Raw genomic sequence first — 21954 nt, 5'->3', positions numbered from 1 at the left:
AGGCAGGGGAGAATGATGCGTTTTGGAGTTGCAAAAGATTTGATAACCCCGGATGTACCCACGTATATGGGGGGATACGGCTCCTTTTTCAATAAACCGTTTCAGGGGATTCATGACGATCTGTACGTACGGACTTTACTTGTGCAAGACGGTGAAACGAAGCTGATATTCGTATCGCTCGATCTGTTATTCCACGATTTTGCCCTGACCGAGGAGCTGCAGAAGTGGAGTGAAGCCGCCTTTCATATCCCGGCAGACCATTTCTTCCTGACCTACAGTCATACGCATGGCGGTCCGGCAATGGTGGGCTATGACGATGCAAGTCAGCATTCGCCTAGCTATGAGCGATTCCTGCTAGAACGAATTAAGAGCTGTGTGTCCAGGGCGATGCTCAATACATTTGAAGGGACGCTGCAGGTTGGAGGAGTGGACGGGGACTGGAATATCAATCGCAGACTTTTGATAGACGGAGAAATGCAGAACTTGCCAAACCCGGAAGGGGCAAAAGATGATCGCTTGCATGTGCTAAGGGTGTTGGATGTAAATGGACGGACCAAAGTCGTTGTATTCAATTACGCCTGCCATCCCGTCACAGTCCGGGATACGTTGTACCTTTCGGGGGACTACCCCGGCCGGATTTGTCACCTCCTTGAAGCCGAGTATTTCGGCGCGATGGGCATTTTCTTCCAGGGCGCGGGCGGAAACAGCCGACCGAAGGCGACGGCGTACAAGGGCATGTTCGTCACCTGCACATATGACGAAATGAATGAAATGGCGATTTCGATCGTTCAAGCGATCAAGCTGCTCTTGTCCAATCCGAAGGCGATGGTTCAGGTGCAACCGGATGTGGCTGCCTGTCAATTCAAGGTACACTTAGAAATAGATCCTTATCCAAAAAAACATTTCGCTGCAATCGCAAGTGATCCAGGCTCGCGGCCGGGGTTGGTCGGCATGGCGAATCGAGTGCTAGACCGCTATGACCACATGCCGGACTATGTCGACTTGCCCGCCGGACTTATCCGGTTAAGTGCCGATCTCTATATCGCCTACATGGGCGGAGAGCCGTGTTACGAAGTGAAGCAGAAGCTGGAGCGGCTGTTCCCGGATGTCACGCTTCTATTCTGGGGGTATGCGGATGCGACCGCCTATATACCCGACGACCAAATAATCGCGGAGGGCGGCTATGAAGCGGAAGGGTCTGTCGTTGAATACGGATTGAAAGGACCGTTCCGGCCCGGGATCGACACGCGGATGGCAGGGGCGTTTACGGCGGCATTTCGTGCTTTGTAGTTGATAGGGACACTATCGTGAGCAACGGCGTGAACGATAACCGGCTCGTGCAGCCGGCCGCCATCTTCAAATAGGATCAGGCGTTCCCGTCACCGGCCGTCAATCGAAAGCGAGTAGTTGAAGGCACACCTTTGGTATCGACACGGGCGGGTCGAATATAGAGCCAAAGCTGTCAACTGGTAGTAGCTTTTATCGACTTTTGCGCTTACCCGGGAAATGGCGAGTGTATTTCCCATAGCGATCACAGCTAGTAGAAATAGGTTCGAGACGTGGATGCAAGTCCAAGCAACTCTACTCTCCTCTCATATATTGAATGCAGAGGAGGTGATAGAGAGAATGAACAAAGCTGTAATCTTGCAAACATTCCCTAGGCTGTCGCTCTATTCCGACGAGAACTTCAGAGGACGGGTTCGCGTGCTGCGCGGCAACTTGGGAATCCGGAATCTCGACGGCCGGTTTGATGTGGAGAGCCTTCGTTTTTTCTCTACAAGCTCCAACGCGACTCTGGTCTTATTCTCGCGCCGAAATTTCCAAGGCGCGTTTCGCGTATTCCGCGGCAACCGCAGTATCGCCGATCTGGACGATATTATCGCAGGAAACGATGCAGATTCTCTTATTTCTTCGAACGTCCGCCTTACCTTGGCCCAGATTCGGGAGATTCGCAGAACGGGCAGACTGCCCAGCGGGTTTAGAAGAATTTGAGAAAAGAAAGATGCAAAAAACGGCGCGTATCCCGCGCCGTTTTTTGTCGTCATACGGATATTGCCGAGGCAATTTAATTGCATCCGGAATACAAGGGACACGCTGCGCCGATCGTATAAACCATGGGATTGCCGGGATGTTTACTCCGAGTCGGCATTGCGCAAGTCGTCCAGCAGCTTGCTCATATCTTCCGGCAAAGGCGCCCGCACTTCCATCCGTTCGCCTGTCCAAGGATGAACCCAGATCAGTCTCTCGCCGTGCAGCGCCTGCCGGTGAATGTACCGGCGCGTTCCGCCATACATGCCGTCCCCGGCCAGCGGGTGGTGGATCGACGTTAAATGAACGCGTATCTGGTGGGTACGTCCCGTCTCCAGCCTGAGACGGACAAGCGTATGGCCCGCGAGATATTCGACGACCTCGTACAACGTCACGGCCGGATCGCCCGTCTCGCTGACGCGTCTGCGTGTGGAATGATGACGGTCCTGGCCGATCGGTTTGTCGATTTTCCCTTTCCGCTGCTCGAAGGCGCCTTCGGCCACCGCCAAATAGATTCGTTCGATAGTTTTCTCGCGCATCGCCTTATCGAACTCGTAATGAGCCAGCTCGTTTTTGGCATAGAGGACAGGACCGGTCGTTTCTTTGTCCAACCGGTGGATATGCCGCACCCGGCATTTTTGCCCGGATGCTTCATAGTAGGCGGCTACCGCATGGGCGAGCGTCCCGCGTTGTCCCTGCGTGCTCGGGTGGACTTCGACACCGGCCGGCTTGTTCACGACCAGCGTAAAGTCGTCCTCGTACAAAATGTTCAAGTCGACCCAGTCGCCGGGAAAGCCGGGAGATTCGCTGGGGAACAGCTTGATCCGAAGCAACTGACCCTGCTTGATAATGCTGTTCGTAGCGGTTAATCGGCCGGCTACCTTGGCAGGGATCGGGAACGATTTCAAAATGACCCCAAGCGGAGCGGACGCCAGCGAATCCGGGAGCTTAAACTCCATCCATTCGCCTTTGCGGCGGCCCGATTTCAGACTGACCGTTTGTTTCGGGGCCGGTTTGCCGCTTGGTCCGGGCTTGGTTAACGCGGCGGGGACGTCACGCCGGTTTGTTCTCGCCTGGGCTTGCTGGTTCTCGTGACGATGATTCGTTTTCCCCACAGGAAGCTGTTTATCGGAACGGCTGTTTTTGGCAGCCGAGTTGGATTTGTCATAGGGATTCGCTTTTTTGGACCCCGGCTTTTGCCGGCCGCTCCGGCCGCCTGGCGCCGGTTGTCTCGACCGCCGACCCGATTCTCTCACTTGCACCACCACCGCGTCTCATCTCTATTTTTCAATACGATTCATTTTACGATAAATCAAAGGGAAAGCAAAACGAAAATGAATAAGATGGTTTCAAGTGTCCGAATTGATACCTGTTATTACCTATAATTACATTATATCTTGACTTGTGACTCGTGATTCCCTTATACTGAGAAGGTCAGATGGGAATAAGTGGGAGTGGTGCGGGTGTACACCGTAGAGGAAGTTGCCAAGTTATTGGATATGCATCCTAGAACGATTCGCAGATATATACGGGAAGGCAAGCTGTCCGCAGGCAAGGTTGGCGGCGAATGGAGAATCCGGGAGGAGGAGCTTGAGATGTTCACAGGGCAGGCGGTGAAAGTGATTCACGAGTCGGCGAAACGGGATATCGAATCGTTTCTCAGCGAACATCAACCGGAGGAGGGAGAGAAATACCAGGTTTGCTCGGTCATCGATTGCAGCATTCGACAGGACGAAGCGGCGCGGATTGCGCAGCAGTTGATCGTGTTCATGAACGAAGACAATCCGGCCCGAGGCAAGGCGAAGTTCCAATATTTTTATTTGGAGGAAGAGAAGAAAAGCCGGTTCGTCCTGTGGGGGAAGCCTTCGTTTGTCGGCAGGCTGCTCACGGCGATTGGGGAAATGGCCGACAAGTAAGATGAACGCGGAGCCGCTGCCAGCCGCGTATGATACGTATGAGGAGATGCCGCACGGCTCTTAATGAAGCTTTGTTCCTGTACAGGATGGATTTCGTCACGAGTGCATGTCCGGATATGCTGATCCGGAGGCGGGAGGTGGACGTTGTATACAGGCTGCTTGCTTTGGATATTGACGGCACGTTGTTAACATTGGACAAAAGGATATCCGCCAAGACGCTGGAAGGCGTGAAGGAAGCGGTAGCGGCAGGCATTCAAGTCGTATTGTGCACAGGCCGCAGTTTGCGGCAAAGCTCCGACATTATCCGGCAGCTCGGCTTGGAAGGACCGGTTATTACCCATAACGGCGCAGTCACGTCGGAGATTGGGAGCAGAACCGTACTGGACCGGATGTCGTTTCCGGTGGAAGCCGTCGCCCCTTTCATTCACTATTGCCGCGGGCGCGAGATTCCTTTTCGTGTGTATACGGCATTCGATATGGTCGTGGAGCGGCCATACAACGAAAATCTTAGGGACTATTCGATCCGGAAAGATGTTCTGGCGGAGCGCGAGCCGGTAGTAAAATTAAAAGTGGAGGACGATCGCAGAATAGGCGGATGGCAATTGATTGGGACAGCCTTAAGGAAAACGGTGAAAGATTATACGATGGACATCATGCATCCGAACGCAAACAAGGGCGAGGCGCTGGCGCGGTTGGCCCGGTCGATGGGGATCGGCCGGCAGGAGGTAGCGGCGATCGGGGATCAATATAACGATCTGAGTATGATTCAGTATGCCGGATTGGGCATCGCGATGGGGAACGCCCCTTGGCAGCTTAAACAGAGAGCGGACGCCGAGACGGCTTCCAACCAGGATGAAGGGGTTTACAAAGCAATCGTCAAATATGTGCTGCGATAATTTCGCGGAAAGGCGGCCGCTGCAACGATGAAAAGGAAATATGCGAACCGTGCCGACTGGCCGCGGATTCTAAGCAAAAGATACGAGCAACAGCGGCTGGATCATGCCGGGTTTCACGGGTATATAACTTTGCTGTGGCTGGACCGGGTGAAGCAGCCCCTGGAGGTGGAGGTGCAGAGAGTCCGCCGCTGCGTAGCCGACGACGGGTACGTTTGGATGCAGTTGTTTCCGGACGGCGGGCGCCACACGCTCACGATCATGCTCGACCGCAAGCTGCAGGTGAGGCAGTGGTATTACGATGTTGCCAGGGAAGTCGGACTATCCTCGGACGGAATCCCATATTGGGACGATATGTATTTGGATGTCGTCTGTTTTTTGCCCTACGAGCCCGTTCTGATCGATCAGGACGATTTGGACGCTGCGCTGGGGGAAGGAGTAATTTCGAAGAAGGACTACGAAGAAACCTGCCGGGAGGCCGAGGCATTGCTGCAAAGCGTTAAGGACGGTACGAACCCGTTGATACGAGTCGGACTGGAGCAGGTGGAAGCTATGGCCGCCGGACGGAAGTAAGCTGGAATAAAACAATGAGAGAGAGCAGACGGATGCAAGGGGTAAGCTGAACTAAGCACATTACTTAATGTGATTAATTATTTGAAATATGAATGTCATTAAATAAATTCGCTGCTTCGGCGGACGGAGGTTGTTCGGATGCCACAATATGACGGGTTTGCGATGCAGTACCGGGAAATTTTGAATAAAGGCGGAGCCGGCGGCCCGGAGCCCGCTTTCCGCTATATGGAGGAGCAGCTTGGATGGCTCGGGGATTTGGCCGGCAAGTCCATTTGCGACATCGGCTGCGGCCAGGGACAGCTTAGCATCCGATTGGCCGCCATGGGAGCGAATGTCACCGGTGTCGATTTAAGCGCCGAACAGTTGGCGTATGCCGCAGCCGAAGACAAATCCGGACAGATCGCCTGGGTGCGGGACGATGCGATGAGCTTGAGCAGCATCCAGGACGAATCGTTCGATTTCGCCGTTTCGAGCGTTATGCTGATGGACGTGCCCGATCATCGTTCGGTCTTCTCGGCCGCTTGGCGGATCTTGAAGCCGGGCGGTTATCTGATATGGGTGATTATGCACCCGTGCTTCCAGTCGCCGTTCAGCCATCCGATCGGAGACGGAGGGCGCCACGTATCGGAGTACCGCGAACAGTTCTGGAAGTCACGGGGCCACGGGACGATCCGATCGACATTAGGCGCCTATCATCGACCTTTGTCGGTGTATATCAACGATTTTATGCAAGCAGGCTTCCGGCTGTTGCGAGTCGACGAACTGGACCGGTTGGAGCCGACGGTCGACGTGCTGCCCGGACATTTCGCCGCTGTCGGGCGGAAGATGGACGATGCCCGTTGACCGTGTATTTGCCGCAAGAAAGCCTCGCTTGTATAAAGCGATGACAGCCCTGGATGCCCGGGGCTTTTTTGTCGTATATGCCCGGACAACCTGCTTATTGCCCATCAAATGAACAAAACGGATTGGATTTTGTCGAAAAGCTCCTCCGGTTATAGTACAATGGAACTAATTGTCACTAGGGATTTGGATACCGGTCGGGAGGGTTACGGGTTGAATAGTTTACAGACTCGCATCGTGCTGTTTTTCTCCGTTTTAATGCTGATTGCAGGCAGTGTGCTGAGCTATACCGTGTACACGTCGTCAGCGGATCTGATCAAGAAATCGCTCGGCGACCAGGCCAAGACCATCGCCGCGCAGGCTGCGGGCAAAATCGATACCGCCGCATTCCGCTCCATGCGGGCCGACTCCGATGCGTACAAGCAGCTTCGGCTGCTGCTGAACGACATGAAAGAAACGAACGGCTTGAAATATTTGTATACGATGACCGTCCGGGAGCAGAACGGGCAAATGGAATACGTCTATTCCGTCGACGGAGCGCCGCTTGATGCCAAGGAGGACGTGTCCGAATTCGGTCAAGTGGAGAAGGAGCCGTATGCGGAGCTCGCTCGAGCGTTCACGGAGAAGCAGGAGCAAGTCGGCGAGCTGACCAACGACGATTCGTATGGAGCGACCGTTACCGCTTACGTGCCTATTATCGATCCGGCGACGGGGGACATGCTCGGCGTCGTAGGGGCGGACTTTGACGCGACAGCGGTGTATGAGCGGCTGCAGGAAAACAGCCGGTATATGGTGTGGGTAACCGGGGTTATTTTACTTGCGGCGGTATTGGCGACCTGGTTGCTGGCCCGGATTCTGCTCGGTCCGCTCAAACGGCTGACCGCCGCTTCGAGGCTGGTGCAGGCCGGAGACTTGACCGTACGCGTCGAGACGTCGCGAAGCGATGAGATCGGAGTCCTCTCGCGGGCGTTCCAGCAGATGGTCGGCGAATTGTCCGCGATGATCCGCTCGATCAGGGATAACGCGGTCCTTCTCAACGAGGCGACGGTTCAGTTGAACGATCATACCGAGCGGACGAGTGAAACGGGAAGACGAATGACGCAAAGCATCCGCGAAGTCGCGTCGGGGGCCAGTGTGCAGGTGCAGCGGTCAGCGGAAACGGCCAAATCGGTGGAAGAGGTCAGCGACGGGGTACAGCGAATTGCGGAATCGAGTTCCGTATCGGCGGAAGCGTCGCTCATCGCGGCCGATCAGGCCAGACTCGGCAATATCCGTGCGGAACGCGCCATGGAACAAATGACGTTTATTGCCGAAACCAGTGAATCAAACGTCGAGGATATGAAGCGGCTGGAGCAGCGAACGGCTGAGATCGGACAGATCGTGGTGGCGATCGCGGATATTTCCTCGCAAACGAACCTGCTTGCGCTGAACGCCGCGATCGAGGCGGCCCGGGCGGGAGAGCACGGCAGAGGGTTCGCCGTCGTAGCAGATCAGGTTCGCAAGCTGGCGTCGCAAGCCGAAGAGTCTTCCCGCCACATCTCGCAGCTGGTGGATACGATAGCCGAAGAGACGAGCCGCGTAGCGGGGTCGATCCGTGCCGGCTCCAAGGAAGTGCTGGACGGGCTGGAAGCCGTCCGGCAGGCGGACGCCGCATTCCGCTCCATCCTGAGTGAAGTGGAGCGCGTAGCGGCTCAAGTGCAGGACGTGTCTGCGGTCTCCGAAGAAATCGCCGCAGGCTCGGAGCAGGTAAGCGCGGCGATCGACGAGATGGCCGTCATCTCCCAGGAGGCGGCCAAGCATTACCGCAGCGCCGCCGACTACTCGGAGACGCAGCAGTCCTCGATCGAGCAGTTGAAGCGATCGACCGGGTCGCTTCAGGAGATGGCCGCCGAGTTGAACGTTACGATCCGCAAATTCAAAGTGTAACGGATGGCATTCCCGGTTTGCAGACAATCATGGTAAGATGGAGAAGCTATTGGCGAATATGAACCGGAGCACGCTCCGGACCGGGAGTGTAGAAAATTATGATTACCCGCATCGTGACCCCATCCGAAAGCGGCAAACGCCTGCACCGATATATAAGATCCTTGATGCCCAACTATCCGCTCGGCCAGATCTATAAGATGATCGATCAAGGCAAAGTGAAAGTAAACGGCAAACGGAAAAAAGATACTTACGAGCTGGCGGCCGGCGACGAGCTGACGATATGGATCGAAGAGGAAACGTTCAAGGAGGCTGCGATCGGAGCGGTCGATAAAAAAGTGAAATTCGCCGGCGTCATCTCGAAGATCGACGTTATCTACGAGGATGCGGAGCTGCTGATCGTGAACAAGCCGGCGGGACTGCTCACTCACCCCGATCAGACGGAACAAAAGGATACGTTGATCACCCGCGTTCACGCTTACCTGCACAAAAAGGAGGAGCTGGACAGCCGGATGTTCCTCCCCGCGACGGCGAACCGGCTGGACCGCAATACGAGCGGACTCGTGCTGGTCGGCAAGACGGCGGGGATGCTGCACCAGTTGAACGATTTGATCCGCAAGCGGGAGCTGGACAAATTGTATATGACGATCGTTGAAGGAACGATTGCCGAAGGCGGTACGGTGGACGCCCGGCTGATCCGGGACGAGCGGGGCAACCGGACGAGAGTCGTGAAGGACGGAGCGGCTGCCGCCGGCAGTGGCCGGGAGCAGGAGGAGAAAGACGCGGTTACGCGCTACACGCCGATCCAAACCGGCAGAGGGTATACGTTGATCGAAGTCGAGCTGATCAGCGGCCGGACGCACCAGATCCGGACGCATATGCAAAGTATCGGCCATCCGCTACTCGGAGACGTCAAGTATGGCGGCAAACCGTTTGAGGACGTCCGCCATCAATTGCTGCATGCCTGGAAGATTGTCCTAGCGGACGGCCGGACATTTACGGCGCCGCTTCCGACGTTGTTCCGCTCGGTGCTACGGAGGACCGGCATCGACTTCGATTTGTCGAAATAGAAAGCTTTGCTCAAGACTGCTCCCCGATCACCGTTCAGGGGAGTTTTTTGGTTCCGCGGCCCCGTAGCGATCCAGTGGGTTCGACGGCTATCGAATCGTGACGTGCTTATGGGCTGAAAAACGATCTTTAGCCAGGCTAACGAATCCGGACCTCGTTATCGGGCCGAAAGTGGAAAAAACGGTCCGATTCGCGGAAATAACGATATAAGAGTTCGTTACAAATGCAAACGTCCGCATTCAGCTCTAATAACGATGCCCCGGTTCGTTAGCCATTCCGCCTAAAGAAGACAACATGACTTCAACAACGTCACTCCAGGTCGTACTTCAAGAGACTTCAACGGCTCAATCCATAGCGTTTAAACAAAACGACTATCCTTGCTTCCGATGCAGCGCAGCGGCTCCTGCCGGTGACCGTTCTTCGTAGGCGCAGGTTTTATCCGGGAAGCGGGGGGATGGGTTGCATGGCTGACAATAGAGACCGGGATGACCTTACTCGTGACAATACACCCTTATCGCCGGGCAAGCGGACTCAGCAGCCGTTATCCGGCTGTATCGAGCCTTTTTCACCATGTTCAAGTAGATTCTTAAAACGGATCGGAAGTTTGTATCTGCTTTACAGAAGTTTGTAGCAGCCTTTACAAAAACCTCGGGTGAGCTTGAAAATCATTCGTTGACTGAATGAAAACCGCCCACTATAATGAGGTTGACTACTTAGGAAATCGATTACTATACTAAGCTGGCAGCCTGTAATTCGTTACAAATCGAGTGCAATCACGCACGTTTCGTTTCAGGGATGTGCGGGGAGAGAGGGGATAACCGACTATGTCGTCTATCGAGGATCTGCAGAAGTTCGGGCTGGGCATCTATCATGTCAAGGATCAGCTGAGACAGTGGGTATACGATCGCTCCGAAGCGGCGTTCGAGGCCGGCGACCGGGCGCGCGACGAGATCCGTACCACCCAGGAGCTGGAAGCAAGGCGAACGTTCATGCGGGAGAAATGGCTGGAGTCGGCCGGCGGGCTGCCGTCATCCGATCATCCGCTCAGCCCGGTCATTACCGGCACGATAAACCGGGACGGCTACCGGATCGAGAAAATCATCTTTCAATCCAGGCCGTCCACCTATGTGACCTCGAATATGTACATCCCGGACGGTCTAACCGGTCCGTCGGCCGCGGTATTATTCCTGTGCGGCCATTCCGACAACGGAAAACAGTACAATACCTATCAGACCGTATGCCAGCGTCTGGTCGCCGAAGGCTTGATCGTTTTCGCGATCGACCCGATCGGTCAAGGCGAGCGGTTAAGCTATTACGATCCTGCAACCGGCAAAGCGGAGATCGGGCCCGGCACAAGCGATCACGAATATGCCGGAAGCCAGAGCATTCCGCTCGGAGACGGACTTGCCCGTTATTTTATTCACGATGCGATCCGTGCCGTCGATTATCTGTGCACCCGGCCCGAGATCGATCCGGCCCGGATCGGGGTGACAGGCAATTCCGGCGGGGGACTGCAGACGAGTCTCGTCATGTTGTGCGAGCCGCGTATCGCGGCGGCGGCTCCGGGAACGTTTATCATGAACCGTTCCAGTTATTTGTACTCCGGCCAGGCACAGGACGCGGAGCAAGTATGGCGCGGAATGAGCAAGCTCGGGTTCGATCATGAGGATCTGCTGCTCGCGATGGCGCCGCGTCCGGTGCTGGTGCTTGCGGTCACTTCCGACTTTTTCCCGATCGAAGGCACCCGGCGTACGGTCGCCCGCACGAAACGTTTTTGGGAGATGTATGGCGCGAGCCATAGTCCGGGCATCGCCGAGGACCGGTCTACCCATGCGTATACGCGTCCGCTCGCCGATGCGGCGGCTGAGTTTTTCGCCAAGCATCTGTCTGTGCCTGGAAGAGACACCCGCAAGGAGATCCAGATTGAACTGCTGGGCCAAGCGGAGCTGGACTGCACGAAATCCGGTCAAGTCCGCGGAGACTACGCCGATGCCCGCGCCGTATATGAAGAAAACGGAGCGCGGCTGGACGAGCTGGAACGCCGGCGGGCAGCGCTTTCCGAGGATACGCAGAAAAGCGAGGCACTCGGATGGTTGAAGGAACGTGTATACGGAGGACGCGAGCGATGTGAGCTGAATCCCCGCTTCCTGAGGCTGAAAAATGTGGAGAGCTTGGCTCCGGAAAGCTATTTGTGGTGGAGCCAGGAAGGCTTGTTCAATCATGGGGTAGCGTTCCGGGACGAGCGGTTCGACGGCAAGACGCTGCCCGTATCGATCGGATTGTGGGAGCGTGGGACGACCGTCGCCAGCGAGAAGCTGTCCTGGATTAAGGAGACGTGCGCGAAGGGGTACATCGCCTTCGTCCTTGACGTGTCCGGCGACGGGATCTGCGCGCCGAGCCCGATCAGCCCATACTCCATCTGGAACAGGTTCGGCACGCTGCATAAGCTGACCGCCGACTTGTTCTGGCTGGACGACAGTCTGGCCGCCGTCCGCGCCTATGACGTCATTCGGGCGCTGGATATGGCGAAGCAGCTGCCGGATGCGGCGGCGGAACGTGTGGAACTGTACGCCGAGGGACGTTATGCGTTGTATGCGGAGCTTGCCGCCGCACTCGACGAGCGAATTGGCGGGCTCCATATCGAGAACGGCCCGGAGAGCGTTGCCTCATGGGTCCGGTCGCGTCATTACGATCCGTTCGATTTATTAAGCACGATTTTGCCGGGAATGCTGCGCTACTTCGACTTGCCCGATTTGCGCCGTTGGCGGAACCGGTAGCGACAGCATGAACCGCCATATGAAAGAAGGAGAGAGGTCCGCGCGCAGCGCCGGGCCTTTTTGCCATGCCGGGTCAGAGGAGGGTGCCCCGGTCTATTCGCGACAGAAGCAGCCTGCCGGAACCGTGTTCCGTTCGTTTGTCGAGTAGGCTATAATGATGGGTAGCAAAGGGGAGTGCTCATGTCACGTATTCGGTTAAGCGTATTGGATCTCGTTCCGCTGATTGGAACGGAGGATGCAGCAGCGGCGCTTGGCGAGGCCGTCAAGCTTGCACAGGCGGCGGAGAAGCTCGGTTATACACGCTACTGGCTGGCCGAGCATCACGATATGCAAGCGGTCGTTTCGTCAAGTCCGGAGGTGCTGCTGGCCCATGTCGGGGCGAGGACGGAACGTATCCGGCTCGGCTCGGGCGCCGTGCTGTTGCCTTATTACAAGCCTTACAAGGTGGCGGAATCGTTCCATATGCTGGCGTCGCTGTATCCGGGACGGATCGATCTGGGGATCGGACGTGCGCCGGGCGGCTCGGCTCATGTCTCGCTGGCGCTTGGCGACAACTTCCTCGAAGGAGTCCGCCGTATGCCCGAGTCGCTTGAAGCGCTGACTGCGCTGCTGAAGGACGATTACCGGATCGAAGGCGAGAAAGTATCGGCACGTCCGCTTCCTCCAATACCGCCCGAGCTGTGGCTGCTGGGCACTAACGAGAAAAGCGCGCAGTTCGCTTCCAGGTTCGGTGCGGGCTATGTATTCGGCCATTTTATGAGCGACCAGGACGGCCCGGCGATCATTCAGAGGTACCGTGAAGATTATCGCGCATCGGGGCGGGATACGGAGCCGAAAGTCATCGTAGCGGTTCGGGCCGTCTGTGCGGAGACGGAGGAGAAAGCCGCAGCGTATGCGGAACAGGGGTTGAAGCAGCTGTTCGGCACGTCCGGCGGCGGACCGGCTGCGCAGCAGCCGTTCCCGGGCCGGGCGCTCGTCGGATCGCCGGAGGGCGTAGCGGCGAAGCTAAGCGAGCTGAGCGAACTTTACGGGACGGATGAGTTCATGATCGTTACGCTGGCACCGACTTATGAAGCGAGAATACGCTCTTACGAGCTGCTGGCGGACAAGTTGCGAATCGGGACAAAGGAGGAGTAAGCATGGACCATAGGGAGCTTCAAGAACTCGTGCGGGACAGCCGCAGCATCGCTTTTTTCGGAGGGGCGGGAACGTCGACGGAGAGCGGCATTCCGGATTTCCGCTCGTCTACCGGATTGTTCCGCACGGCGCACGGAACGTCGCATCCGCCGGAGGTGATGCTGAGCCGGGATTTTTTCGACCGGTATCCGGCTGAGTTTTACCGGTTTTACAAGGAGAAGATGATTCACAGGGCCGCCCTGCCTAATGACGGTCACAAAGCACTTGCCGATCTGGAAGCGGCAGGCAAGCTGAAGGCGCTCATTACGCAAAATATCGACGGACTGCACCAGCTCGCGGGCAGCCGCAACGTACTCGAGCTGCACGGCTCGGTTCACCGGAACTTCTGCACCGTATGCGAACAATCGTATACGCTCGGCGAGCTGCTCACCCTGGAAGGCCCGGTTCCGAAGTGCCAGAGCTGCGGAGGGACCGTGAAGCCGGACGTCGTTTTATACCAGGAGCCGTTAAATACCGGGGTGTTCAACCGGGCCGAGGAAGCGGTGACCCAGGCGGATATGCTGATCGTCGCAGGCACCTCGCTAAGCGTATACCCTGCGGCGGGACTTATCCGATATTTTAGCGGGCGCACGCTGCTGTTGATCAACAAATCGGAGACGAAGTACGACAGCTACGCCACGCATATCGTGAACGATTCGTTCTCGGCCGTGATGACCCGGCTGACGGAACCGGAACGGGGCTGAGCCGGAGGCTCCCGGCACTTTTACAATTTCCCACAATGTTTTAAGTTCATCTTAAGCAACGGATGATACGATGGGTTCGGACGCCATTCGAAGCCGAAAGGAACAGCGCAAGCCCATGAGCAAAATTTTGATCGTAGACGACGACTTAGCGATACGCAAGCTGGTCAAAGCTTTTTTGCAAAAGGAAGGATTCGCGATCTTCGAAGCTTCCGACGGTCAGGAGGCGATGGACGTGCTCGGCAACGTCAAGATCGACCTGGTCGTGCTCGATATTATGATGCCGGTGATGGACGGCTGGGATTTTTGCCGCGATCTCAAAAAAACGATGGACCTGCCGGTCATTATCGTAACCGCCAAAGGAGACATCTCGGAGAGGCTGAGAGGATTCCAGCTGGGAACCGACGATTATATGGTCAAGCCGTTCGATCCGATGGAGCTCGTTATGCGTGTCAAGGCGCTGCTGAAACGGTACCGGATCGAGCATTCCGAGACGGCTCAGGTAGGCGATCTGACGATTGACCGGCGAACGTTCGAATTAACGGTGAGCGGACACAGCTCGATGATTCCGCCCAAAGAATTCGAGCTGCTGTTCAAATTCGCGAGCAATCCCGGCCACATCTTTACCCGGACCCAATTGATCGAACAAATATGGGGCATCGACTACGAGGGCGATCCGCGCACCGTGGACGTTCACGTCAAAAGGCTGCGGGAGAGGCTGGAGCAGCAGCAATCGGAGAAAGTATCGATCGTGACGATCCGCAACCTCGGCTACCGGCTCGAGGTGCTGCCGTGATCCGCACGTTGTACCTGCGCATCGCCATCGTCATTTTTATCGTCGTCTGGTGCAGTCTGGCCTTGTCGAGCCTGATGTTCTCGCATTATTTCCGTGTCCAGCTGAACGACCGGGTGGAGGAGCTGCTGCAGAACGCCGCCAAGCTGGTCGTCCGGCTTATCCAGGAAACCGAGCCGCAGCAGCTCGGCCAGACGGTCAGCATCGCCGGCAAGCTGAATCGCGGACAGGAGCTGCAGCTGTTCTCCGACTCGGACGAGCGGTTCTCCTCCTCAGTCCCCGGTGCCAAAACCAAATGCGTCATTCCTCCCGCGATCGTTAACGAAGTGATAAATGGTGGGTCCTACAGCAGCTTCCAGGGGGAAGAAAGGGAAGACTGCCCGCAGGGCAGCGTGGGGACGTCGTTCGAATACAGCGGCAAGCGCTACGCGCTGTTCGTCTCTCCGAGCGGACCGGCTCCGATCCGCCGTATCGAGTTTCTCGATTTCCGCAACTTGTCGACGATTTTGTTGATCAGTTCGTTTCTGATCGCACTCGCGGCGATATATCTCGTCCGTCCGCTTAAGAAGATTACGAAAGCGACCCGCAAAATCGCCGGCGGCGATTTTAACGTCCAGCTGAATATCCGGCAAAAGGACGAGCTCGGCCAGCTCGCCTCCAGCATTACGCATATGGCCCAAGAGCTGAACAAGATGGAGAAAATGCGGCAGGAGTTCGTCTCCAACGTCTCCCACGACATTCAGACGCCGCTTACGTCGATCCGCGGGTTTTCCAAGCTGCTGCAGCAGGACGGACTAGATGCGCATGAGAAAATCAGCTACCTGAAGCTGATCGAGAGCGAGTCCGAACGGTTATCCCGCTTGAGCGAGAATTTGCTGAAGCTCGCCTCGCTCGACGCCGATCAGTATCCGCACCAGCCCAGGCCGCTGCAGCTGGACGAGCAATTGCGCCGATGCGTCGTAGCGGCGGAGCCGCTCTGGTCGGCGAAACAGCTCGATATCGAGCTGGATCTGCCGCCCGTCCAGTTATCGGCGGACGAAGATTCGCTCGGTCAGGTATGGACGAATCTGCTGCATAATGCGATCAAGTTTACGCCTTCCGGAGGGCAGATTACCGTCACTTTGCACGAGGACGAGAGGCAGGTGTCGGTAACGGTAGCCGATACCGGGATCGGGATCTCGCCCGAGGATCAACAGAACATATTCCGTCGGTTTTATAAAGCCGACAGCTCCCGGCACAATTCCGGATGGAGCGGCAGCGGGCTCGGGCTCGCGATCGTTCAGAAAATCGTCGGGCTGCACAAAGGCAAGCTTACGCTGACCAGCCGGCTGCACGAAGGAACGAGCATACGGATCGATTTTCCGAAAGAGAATAAAAAAAGCTTGTAGTTGAAACGTTCTTCGCAGTGAATCTTCCTGCGTCAGCAGCCGCCTTTCCTTCTGTGTGAAGGAGGGGCGGCTTTTTTTGCATGGCGGGATCGCATAGAAGTATAAGTCTTCTTTGTCCGGAATCGCCGTCCGACCGACCACAGGGGTGCCGCACTCGCACTTTAAGCAACAATTTAGTTTATTTTCAGCTTGCATTAAGCCTCCGTTCACGGGCAGGTCATATAGAAGGCCTATACTTCAAGTGCGAGTTCAAAAAGTCCGGTTTTCAGCACCGAGAAGATGGGATGAAGCTAGGAAATGAGGAGCAGAGCGTAGTGGGACCTACGTGAGCACCGGAAGTTCCGGCTGAATTCCATATTCGATGTCGAGCAGGCTTCCTGATCGGCTTCGTGATCAAAAGTGGACTTTTTGAACAACCTCTTCAAGGCGTAGGAGTCAAGGATACATAGAGACGAGAGGATGGAGATGGAATTGAGCAACCAAAAAGGAACTACGATGAAGAAACGTTTTGCCGTGCTGATGGGGGCGGTCGTATTCGCGGCGGCGGGCGGCTTCGCCGGACCGCTGCATCCGGCCTATGCGGATACGGTGAAGACGGAGACGGTTTCGGTCTCGAATGAAGGTACGATTCGGGAGGTGGCCGTGTCCGGCCAAACGGCAGACCCGATCACTTACGCCGATCTGTTAGTACGAAAGCAGCTGTCCCAAATCGTCACGCTGTCGTCCGCGTATGCCGACCCGGATATCGGTTATAGCGCTTATCTGGAGTCGGTGTATTCGGGAAAATCGCTTGCCGAAGCGGCCGGGATTTCGCCGGGCGACCTGTATGACCAGCTGATGGCCTCCTACCGGCAAACCGTCGAGGCGGAAGTCGCCGCCGGTTACTTGAGCGGAACGGAAGGCGATCAGGCGGTCCAGGCTTTATCGTCCGCCGTATCCGCTGCGGTATCCGGCAGTTGGGATCAAGATTCCCGATTGTCCGTTACGGACGCCGGGCAAGATCTCGTGCAGCTGCATGTGAACCGGATCGTGCCGAACGCCGCGATTTATATCGAAGGCTCGTCGACCGGGTTGCTTCAGGCGGTGCAAGCGGGCCAAAGCTTGGCGGAAGCAACCGGCTTAAGCGCGGATTCATTGTCCGCCCAGCTCGAGTCGCAGCTGTCCGCCGATCTGGACCAAGCCGTCCGGTCCGGCAAGCTGCGTGCGGAAGATGCCGAGGCGCGGAAGACGGAAGGGGCGAATGCGATCCGGGAAGCCGTATCGACTCCGGCATACGACAGGGCGAGCACCGTTTGGATGGACCGGTTCGGCGAGCGGCTCGTCGTCCGTCAGCTCGACTCGGCGGAACGATTGGCCGCCGTCCTGTCGAGCAAGGACTACTCCGACGTTCTGGAGGCGCTGGAGCAAGGGAGCACGCTCGCAGAAGCTACCGGACTTTCGGATTCCGAGCTGTCGGAACAGCTGGGGGCCTCGATCCGTCAGGCGATCGATGCCACTTGGCTTGACGGCAGCTCGTCCTGGCAGGCAGCGGAGCAGTGGAAAGCGAAGGCGGACGAAGCGATAAACCGGCTAATTCGCGGTGAAACGCCGGACGGGTCGCCGCAAGCCGATGCAGCGATCGCTCTAGGGAGCACGCGGAATATCGTGAAGAACAGCGCCTCGTATGCCGGCAAATCGGACGAGGAGCTGAAGGAGGCGCTAGCCGCCGGTCAGACGCTCGTACAGGCAACCGGACTAACCGAAGCCGAGCTGCTTGGCGCGCTTCAATCGGGAGCCGATTCCTACATCTCCGGTGCGGTGCGAAGCGGCAGATTGGACCGTTCTGCGGAGGAGGCGACCCGCGAGGAAGCCCATTCGCTTATCCGCGCTGCTATTCAAACGACGGGATATGCAGGCAAAGTGGATGCCTCGCTGTACGGCAGCGAGCTGGCGAGCCGGATGCTGGAGCAGACGGCGGAGGCGGTCGGAGCGGACGAAGCCGAGCTGCTTGAGTCGCTTTCGCGGGGTTATCCGCTTTCGGCCGCCGCGCATTCGGACAAGGACAGTCTGATTTACAATCTGCTTCGCTCGGCTAATCAGGAGATTAACGACCTGGCCGCCGACGGTCGAATGACGACGGAAGAGAGCGCGCGGTTGAAAGCCGAGTATGCCTCCAGCCTGCTGGAGCTGCTGGCTTAATTGCGGAATTAACCGTCAGGGCCGTTCCCATTGCCGGAACGGCCTGCAATTTTACCTGGATTTAAGGTTTTGTTCATAAATGGTTCATATTCGGCGCCTATAATTCCTTCAGGCTGAACTAGTTGTCCCTACAGCAATGTAAGCGTATCCAGAAAAAGGCAGGAGGAGGAATTACAGCTATTACATACGGAAGTGCCGGCTGAACAGCCAACCTATACATTTCAAGTCCATAGAGTAGATGGGAAGGAAGATGGTCATGGCCATGAAACGCGGTGCGAAATGGGCGGTCGTTTTGGCGGTTGTCGTCGTTTGCGGAGGAGCGGGAACGTATTTTTTTATCAGCACATCCGAACGGCCGAAAGTATCCGCCCAAACCCAAATATCCACCGTACAAGTACAAAAAGGAAATATCCGGCTGTCCGTATCCGGGACGTCGCAGTTCCAGACGCAAAATTTGCAGAACATTACCGCTCCGGCGGACGGTACGATTTCGCTGCTTAATGTAACCAGGAGCCAGCCGGTCAAAAAAGGGGACATTCTGGTTGCCGTTTCGAACCCGACGATTGAAGCGTCCTTGAAGGACGGCCAAACGAACCTGGCCAATTTGCAAAAGGAACTGGACGATTTGATCCGCCAGCAGCAAAATTTGCGCATCGTCGCGCCGAGCGACGGCAAGCTGACACTGGGCGCCAACTTTGACGTCGGTTCGACGGTAAGCAAATCGATGAAGATCGGGACCGTCTCGGTCAACTCGGTATTAACAGTGAAGCTGCCCTTTCCGATGGAAGAGGCGATCCAGTTTCAAGCCGGAGATGCGGTTGATTTGACGATTACCGGATTCTCGCTTACGAAGACCGGAACGGTGAAGTCGGTCGGCAAGGAAATGAAGGCCGATGCGTCGGGCAACCGGATGGTGGATGTGGAAGTGACGGTGGACAACGACGGTACGATCGACGCCGGCATGGACGTATCCGGCAGCGTACTTTTGAACGGCAGGGAGATTAGGGCGAAAAGCACGGCGAAGCTGGAGCCGCAAAAGACGGTCGCCTTCCTGTCGGAGACGGCGGGAACGGTGTCGGAGCTGCGCTACAAGACGGGGGATACCGTCAAGGCGGGAGACGTGATCGCGGTCATCGTGAACGATTCCTTGAAAGATTCGATTGCTTCCAAGCAAGCCAGCCTGGAGAGACAGCAATTCACAGTTCAGGAAGCGCAGAAGCGGGTCGACGATCTGACTGTAAAAGCTCCGTTCGACGGCGTATTTTCTACCGATTTCGCCAATCAGCGGGCGAACGTGCTGGCCAAATTCCCGGTCGGAGCCGCCGTGAAATCAGGCGATCTGTTCGGGGGCGTGGCGAGCCTGGACGTCATGACGCTGCCGGTTCAGGTGGACGAGTTGGATTTGACGAGCATCAAGCCGGGACTGAAGGTCGAGGTCAGCGTGGACGCCTTCTCCGGACGGAAGTTTGCCGGCGAGGTGCTTACGGTATCGACAGTCGGCACGACGACGAACGGCGTGACGTATTACGATGCCGTAGTCGGCGTCGAGAATAAAGACCAGTTGCTCAAGTACGGGATGACGGGTACGGCTGAAATTTTGATACAGGATAAAAAGGATGTGCTCACGCTGCCGCTCGAGGCGCTCCGGATGCAGCGCGGCGGAGCCAGCGTATCGGTCAAGAAAGCCGACGGCACGGTCGAGGAGAACGTTCCGATCAAGATCGGCATCCGCAGCAAGACCAGCGTAGAAGTGACCGAAGGGTTGCAGGAAGGCGACGAGGTCGTCGTGCCGACACGTCAGCGCACGCAGAACGGAACCCAGCAGCAGATCGACGCTTTGCGCCAGCAGTTCCAGGGCGGAGCGTTCCCGCAAGGCGGGGGCGGCGCTGGAGGCGGAGGCGTGATGATCCAGATTCCGCAAGGCGGAGGAGGCGGCGGATTCCAGGGCGGCGGCAGTGCCGGCGGAGGCGGAGGAGGCCGATAAGCATGAACATCATCGAACTGACGGATATTTGCAAAACGTATGGCCGCGGAGACGAACAGGTGCATGTGCTGAAAAACGTTTCGCTTACCGTCCACACAGGCGATTTCGTAGCGATCGTCGGTCCCAGCGGTTCGGGTAAATCGACGATGATGAATACGATCGGCCTGCTGGACACTCCGACATCCGGTACATACAAGCTCGACGGGACCTCTACCGAGAAACTGAATGACAGCCAAATGGCGGTGCTGAGGAACAAAAAGATCGGCTTTATCTTTCAGCAGTTCAACCTGCTGCCCCGGTTGACGGCGATCGAAAATGTAGAGCTGCCGTTAATCTACGGCGGGATGGCAAGAAGCGAGCGGAGAGAGAAAGCGGTCCGGATGCTGGAATCGCTTGGCATGGGAGCGCGCATCGGCCACAAGCCGAGTCAGCTGTCCGGGGGCCAGCAGCAGCGCGTGGCAATCGCCAGAGCGCTTGCAGGCTCGCCGTCGCTGCTGCTGGCCGACGAGCCGCGATCGCCGGACCTTTGTTCGAAGCGTTCATGGAGCAGGCGGTCCGAGACCGGCTGGAGGACGCGGAAGCTGCCGCGATCGTGACGACGCCGGCCCTTCTGGGGCGCGTGCCGGTGAGCAGCCTGCCGAACCTGAAGCATGTGATTCTTGTCGGCGACGACATTCCGGACGGACCGAAACAGGTCGATTTCAAAAGCGAGATGGCGCAAGCGTCGGAGCAGCTCGATATCGAGTGGGTCGACCGCGAGGACGGCATGCTGCTTCATTACACGTCCGGTTCGACGGGCAAGCCGAAGGGCGTGCTTCACGTTCACAATGCGATGATTCAGCACCTGTATACGGGACAGATCGTGCTTGATCTGAAAGAAAACGATGTCTACTGGTGTACGGCCGACCCGGGCTGGGTAACCGGTACGAGCTACGGGGTGTTCGCTCCGTTCCTCAACAAAGTGACCAACGTCATCCGCGGCGGGCGGTTCAGCCCGCAGGATTGGTACAATACGATTCAGCGCTACAAAGTATCCGTCTGGTACAGCGCGCCGACGGCGTTCCGCATGCTTATGGGAGCCGGCGACGACACGGTGAAGCAGTTCGACCTCAGCAGCCTGCGCCACGTGCTCAGTGTCGGTGAACCGCTTAACCCGGAAGTCGTGCGCTGGGGGATGAAAGTATACAACCACCGGATTCACGATACGTGGTGGATGACGGAGACCGGCGGCCAGCTCATCTGCAACTACCCGAGCATGGACATCCGTCCGGGTTCGATGGGCAAGCCGATTCCGGGCACGGACGCGGCGATCGTCGACGACAGCGGCAACGTGCTGCCTCCGAACCGGATGGGCAACCTGGCGATCAAGACGCCTTGGCCGTCGATGATGCGCAAGATCTGGAACAACCCGGCGAAATACGAAGAATATTTCCGCCTGAAGGGCTGGTACGTATCGGGCGACTCGGCTTATATGGACGAGGACGGCTACTTCTGGTTCCAGGGCCGCGTCGACGACGTCATCAACACGTCCGGCGAGCGCGTCGGACCGTTCGAGGTCGAGAGCAAGCTGGTCGAGCATCCGGCGGTTGCGGAAGCCGGCGTCATCGGCAAGCCGGACCCGCTGCGCGGAGAGATCATCAAAGCGTTCATCTCGCTGCGCGCCGGATTCGAGCCGAGCGACGAGCTGAAGGCGGAGATTTCGCAGTTCGTCAAAGT

The 21954-nt window shown here is 57.0% G+C and carries 17 protein-coding genes and 1 pseudogene; 17 read left to right on the top strand and 1 reads right to left on the bottom strand.

Annotated elements, in window-relative coordinates; translation table 11 throughout:
- The first annotated feature begins 12 nt into the window (after window positions 1-12).
- Together PV433_RS12135 and PV433_RS12130 are read left to right on the top strand one after the other, a co-directional pair.
- Window positions 13-1290 (top strand): neutral/alkaline non-lysosomal ceramidase N-terminal domain-containing protein, encoded by a 1278-nt coding sequence (locus PV433_RS12135; protein WP_332072400.1) that lies wholly within the window; start codon window positions 13-15, stop codon window positions 1288-1290.
- 336 nt (window positions 1291-1626) lie between these two features.
- A complete protein-coding gene (locus PV433_RS12130) occupies window positions 1627-1992 on the top strand; it encodes a hypothetical protein (protein ID WP_332072399.1) in 366 nt (121 codons plus the stop codon).
- 140 nt (window positions 1993-2132) lie between these two features.
- Here PV433_RS12130 and PV433_RS12125 read toward each other — a convergent pair whose 3' ends face one another.
- Window positions 2133-3284, bottom strand: a complete 1152-nt coding sequence (locus PV433_RS12125) for an RluA family pseudouridine synthase (protein WP_332072398.1) — start codon at window positions 3282-3284, stop codon at window positions 2133-2135.
- A 207-nt stretch (window positions 3285-3491) separates the two neighbouring features.
- On the opposite strand from PV433_RS12125, the gene PV433_RS12120 reads away from it, so the two are divergent.
- The 15 genes and pseudogenes from PV433_RS12120 to acsA all read left to right on the top strand — a co-directional run.
- A complete protein-coding gene (locus PV433_RS12120; protein WP_332072397.1) occupies window positions 3492-3944 on the top strand; it encodes a helix-turn-helix domain-containing protein in 453 nt (150 codons plus the stop codon).
- 137 nt (window positions 3945-4081) lie between these two features.
- Complete coding sequence (locus PV433_RS12115; RefSeq protein ID WP_332072396.1) at window positions 4082-4840, top strand: Cof-type HAD-IIB family hydrolase; 759 nt, start codon at window positions 4082-4084, stop codon at window positions 4838-4840.
- 27 nt (window positions 4841-4867) lie between these two features.
- Window positions 4868-5410, top strand: a complete 543-nt coding sequence (locus tag PV433_RS12110) for a DUF402 domain-containing protein (RefSeq protein WP_332072395.1) — start codon at window positions 4868-4870, stop codon at window positions 5408-5410.
- Window positions 5411-5548: 138 nt separating this feature from the next.
- The gene (locus PV433_RS12105) at window positions 5549-6253 is read left to right on the top strand and encodes a class I SAM-dependent methyltransferase (RefSeq protein ID WP_332072394.1); all 705 of its coding nucleotides are present in this window, start codon (window positions 5549-5551) and stop codon (window positions 6251-6253) included.
- A gap of 210 nt (window positions 6254-6463) precedes the next feature.
- The gene (locus PV433_RS12100) at window positions 6464-8176 is read left to right on the top strand and encodes a methyl-accepting chemotaxis protein (protein WP_332072393.1); all 1713 of its coding nucleotides are present in this window, start codon (window positions 6464-6466) and stop codon (window positions 8174-8176) included.
- A 98-nt stretch (window positions 8177-8274) separates the two neighbouring features.
- A complete protein-coding gene (locus PV433_RS12095; protein ID WP_332072392.1) occupies window positions 8275-9243 on the top strand; it encodes an RluA family pseudouridine synthase in 969 nt (322 codons plus the stop codon).
- Between the two features lie 822 nt (window positions 9244-10065).
- A complete protein-coding gene (locus PV433_RS12090) occupies window positions 10066-12018 on the top strand; it encodes an alpha/beta hydrolase family protein (protein ID WP_332072391.1) in 1953 nt (650 codons plus the stop codon).
- Window positions 12019-12198: 180 nt separating this feature from the next.
- Window positions 12199-13155 carry an LLM class flavin-dependent oxidoreductase gene (locus tag PV433_RS12085; protein WP_332072390.1) on the top strand — a complete coding sequence of 319 codons (957 nt, stop codon included), beginning with the start codon at window positions 12199-12201 and terminating at the stop codon, window positions 13153-13155.
- 2 nt (window positions 13156-13157) lie between these two features.
- On the top strand, window positions 13158-13898 hold the full coding sequence (locus PV433_RS12080; RefSeq protein WP_332072389.1) for an NAD-dependent protein deacylase: 741 nt from the start codon (window positions 13158-13160) through the stop codon (window positions 13896-13898).
- A 115-nt stretch (window positions 13899-14013) separates the two neighbouring features.
- Entirely contained in the window at window positions 14014-14691 is a 678-nt protein-coding gene (locus tag PV433_RS12075; protein ID WP_332072388.1) for a response regulator transcription factor, read from the top strand.
- Window positions 14688-16076 carry a sensor histidine kinase gene (locus PV433_RS12070; RefSeq protein ID WP_332072387.1) on the top strand — a complete coding sequence of 463 codons (1389 nt, stop codon included), beginning with the start codon at window positions 14688-14690 and terminating at the stop codon, window positions 16074-16076. The genes PV433_RS12075 and PV433_RS12070 overlap by 4 nt, the downstream gene beginning before the upstream one ends.
- 471 nt (window positions 16077-16547) lie before the next feature.
- Window positions 16548-18254, top strand: a complete 1707-nt coding sequence (locus PV433_RS12065; RefSeq protein WP_332072386.1) for a hypothetical protein — start codon at window positions 16548-16550, stop codon at window positions 18252-18254.
- Window positions 18255-18510: 256 nt separating this feature from the next.
- On the top strand, window positions 18511-20238 hold the full coding sequence (locus tag PV433_RS12060; protein WP_332072385.1) for an efflux RND transporter periplasmic adaptor subunit: 1728 nt from the start codon (window positions 18511-18513) through the stop codon (window positions 20236-20238).
- Between the two features lie 2 nt (window positions 20239-20240).
- Window positions 20241-20834 carry an ABC transporter ATP-binding protein gene (locus tag PV433_RS12055; protein ID WP_332072384.1) on the top strand — a complete coding sequence of 198 codons (594 nt, stop codon included), beginning with the start codon at window positions 20241-20243 and terminating at the stop codon, window positions 20832-20834.
- Window positions 20750-21954 (top strand): annotated as a pseudogene (gene acsA, locus PV433_RS12050) (acetate--CoA ligase); the annotation flags it as partial. The gene PV433_RS12055 and the pseudogene acsA, both read left to right, overlap by 85 nt.

The sequence above is a fragment of the Paenibacillus sp. GYB004 genome (assembly GCF_036577605.1).
Classification (GTDB): Bacteria; Bacillota; Bacilli; order Paenibacillales; family NBRC-103111; genus Paenibacillus_AB; species Paenibacillus_AB oceani.
This window is presented reverse-complemented; position numbering and strand designations above follow the sequence as displayed.

What these genes read in the sequence shown, in the direction of transcription:
- PV433_RS12135 (WP_332072400.1), top strand. Translation starts at nt 13, where the DNA reads ATGATGCGTTTTGGAGTTGCAAAAGATTTGATAACCCCGGATGTACCC.
- PV433_RS12130 (WP_332072399.1), top strand. Translation starts at nt 1,627, where the DNA reads ATGAACAAAGCTGTAATCTTGCAAACATTCCCTAGGCTGTCGCTCTAT.
- PV433_RS12110 (WP_332072395.1), top strand. Translation starts at nt 4,868, where the DNA reads ATGAAAAGGAAATATGCGAACCGTGCCGACTGGCCGCGGATTCTAAGC.
- PV433_RS12105 (WP_332072394.1), top strand. Translation starts at nt 5,549, where the DNA reads ATGCCACAATATGACGGGTTTGCGATGCAGTACCGGGAAATTTTGAAT.
- PV433_RS12095 (WP_332072392.1), top strand. Translation starts at nt 8,275, where the DNA reads ATGATTACCCGCATCGTGACCCCATCCGAAAGCGGCAAACGCCTGCAC.
- PV433_RS12090 (WP_332072391.1), top strand. Translation starts at nt 10,066, where the DNA reads ATGTCGTCTATCGAGGATCTGCAGAAGTTCGGGCTGGGCATCTATCAT.
- PV433_RS12085 (WP_332072390.1), top strand. Translation starts at nt 12,199, where the DNA reads ATGTCACGTATTCGGTTAAGCGTATTGGATCTCGTTCCGCTGATTGGA.
- PV433_RS12080 (WP_332072389.1), top strand. Translation starts at nt 13,158, where the DNA reads ATGGACCATAGGGAGCTTCAAGAACTCGTGCGGGACAGCCGCAGCATC.
- PV433_RS12075 (WP_332072388.1), top strand. Translation starts at nt 14,014, where the DNA reads ATGAGCAAAATTTTGATCGTAGACGACGACTTAGCGATACGCAAGCTG.
- PV433_RS12060 (WP_332072385.1), top strand. Translation starts at nt 18,511, where the DNA reads ATGGCCATGAAACGCGGTGCGAAATGGGCGGTCGTTTTGGCGGTTGTC.
- PV433_RS12055 (WP_332072384.1), top strand. Translation starts at nt 20,241, where the DNA reads ATGAACATCATCGAACTGACGGATATTTGCAAAACGTATGGCCGCGGA.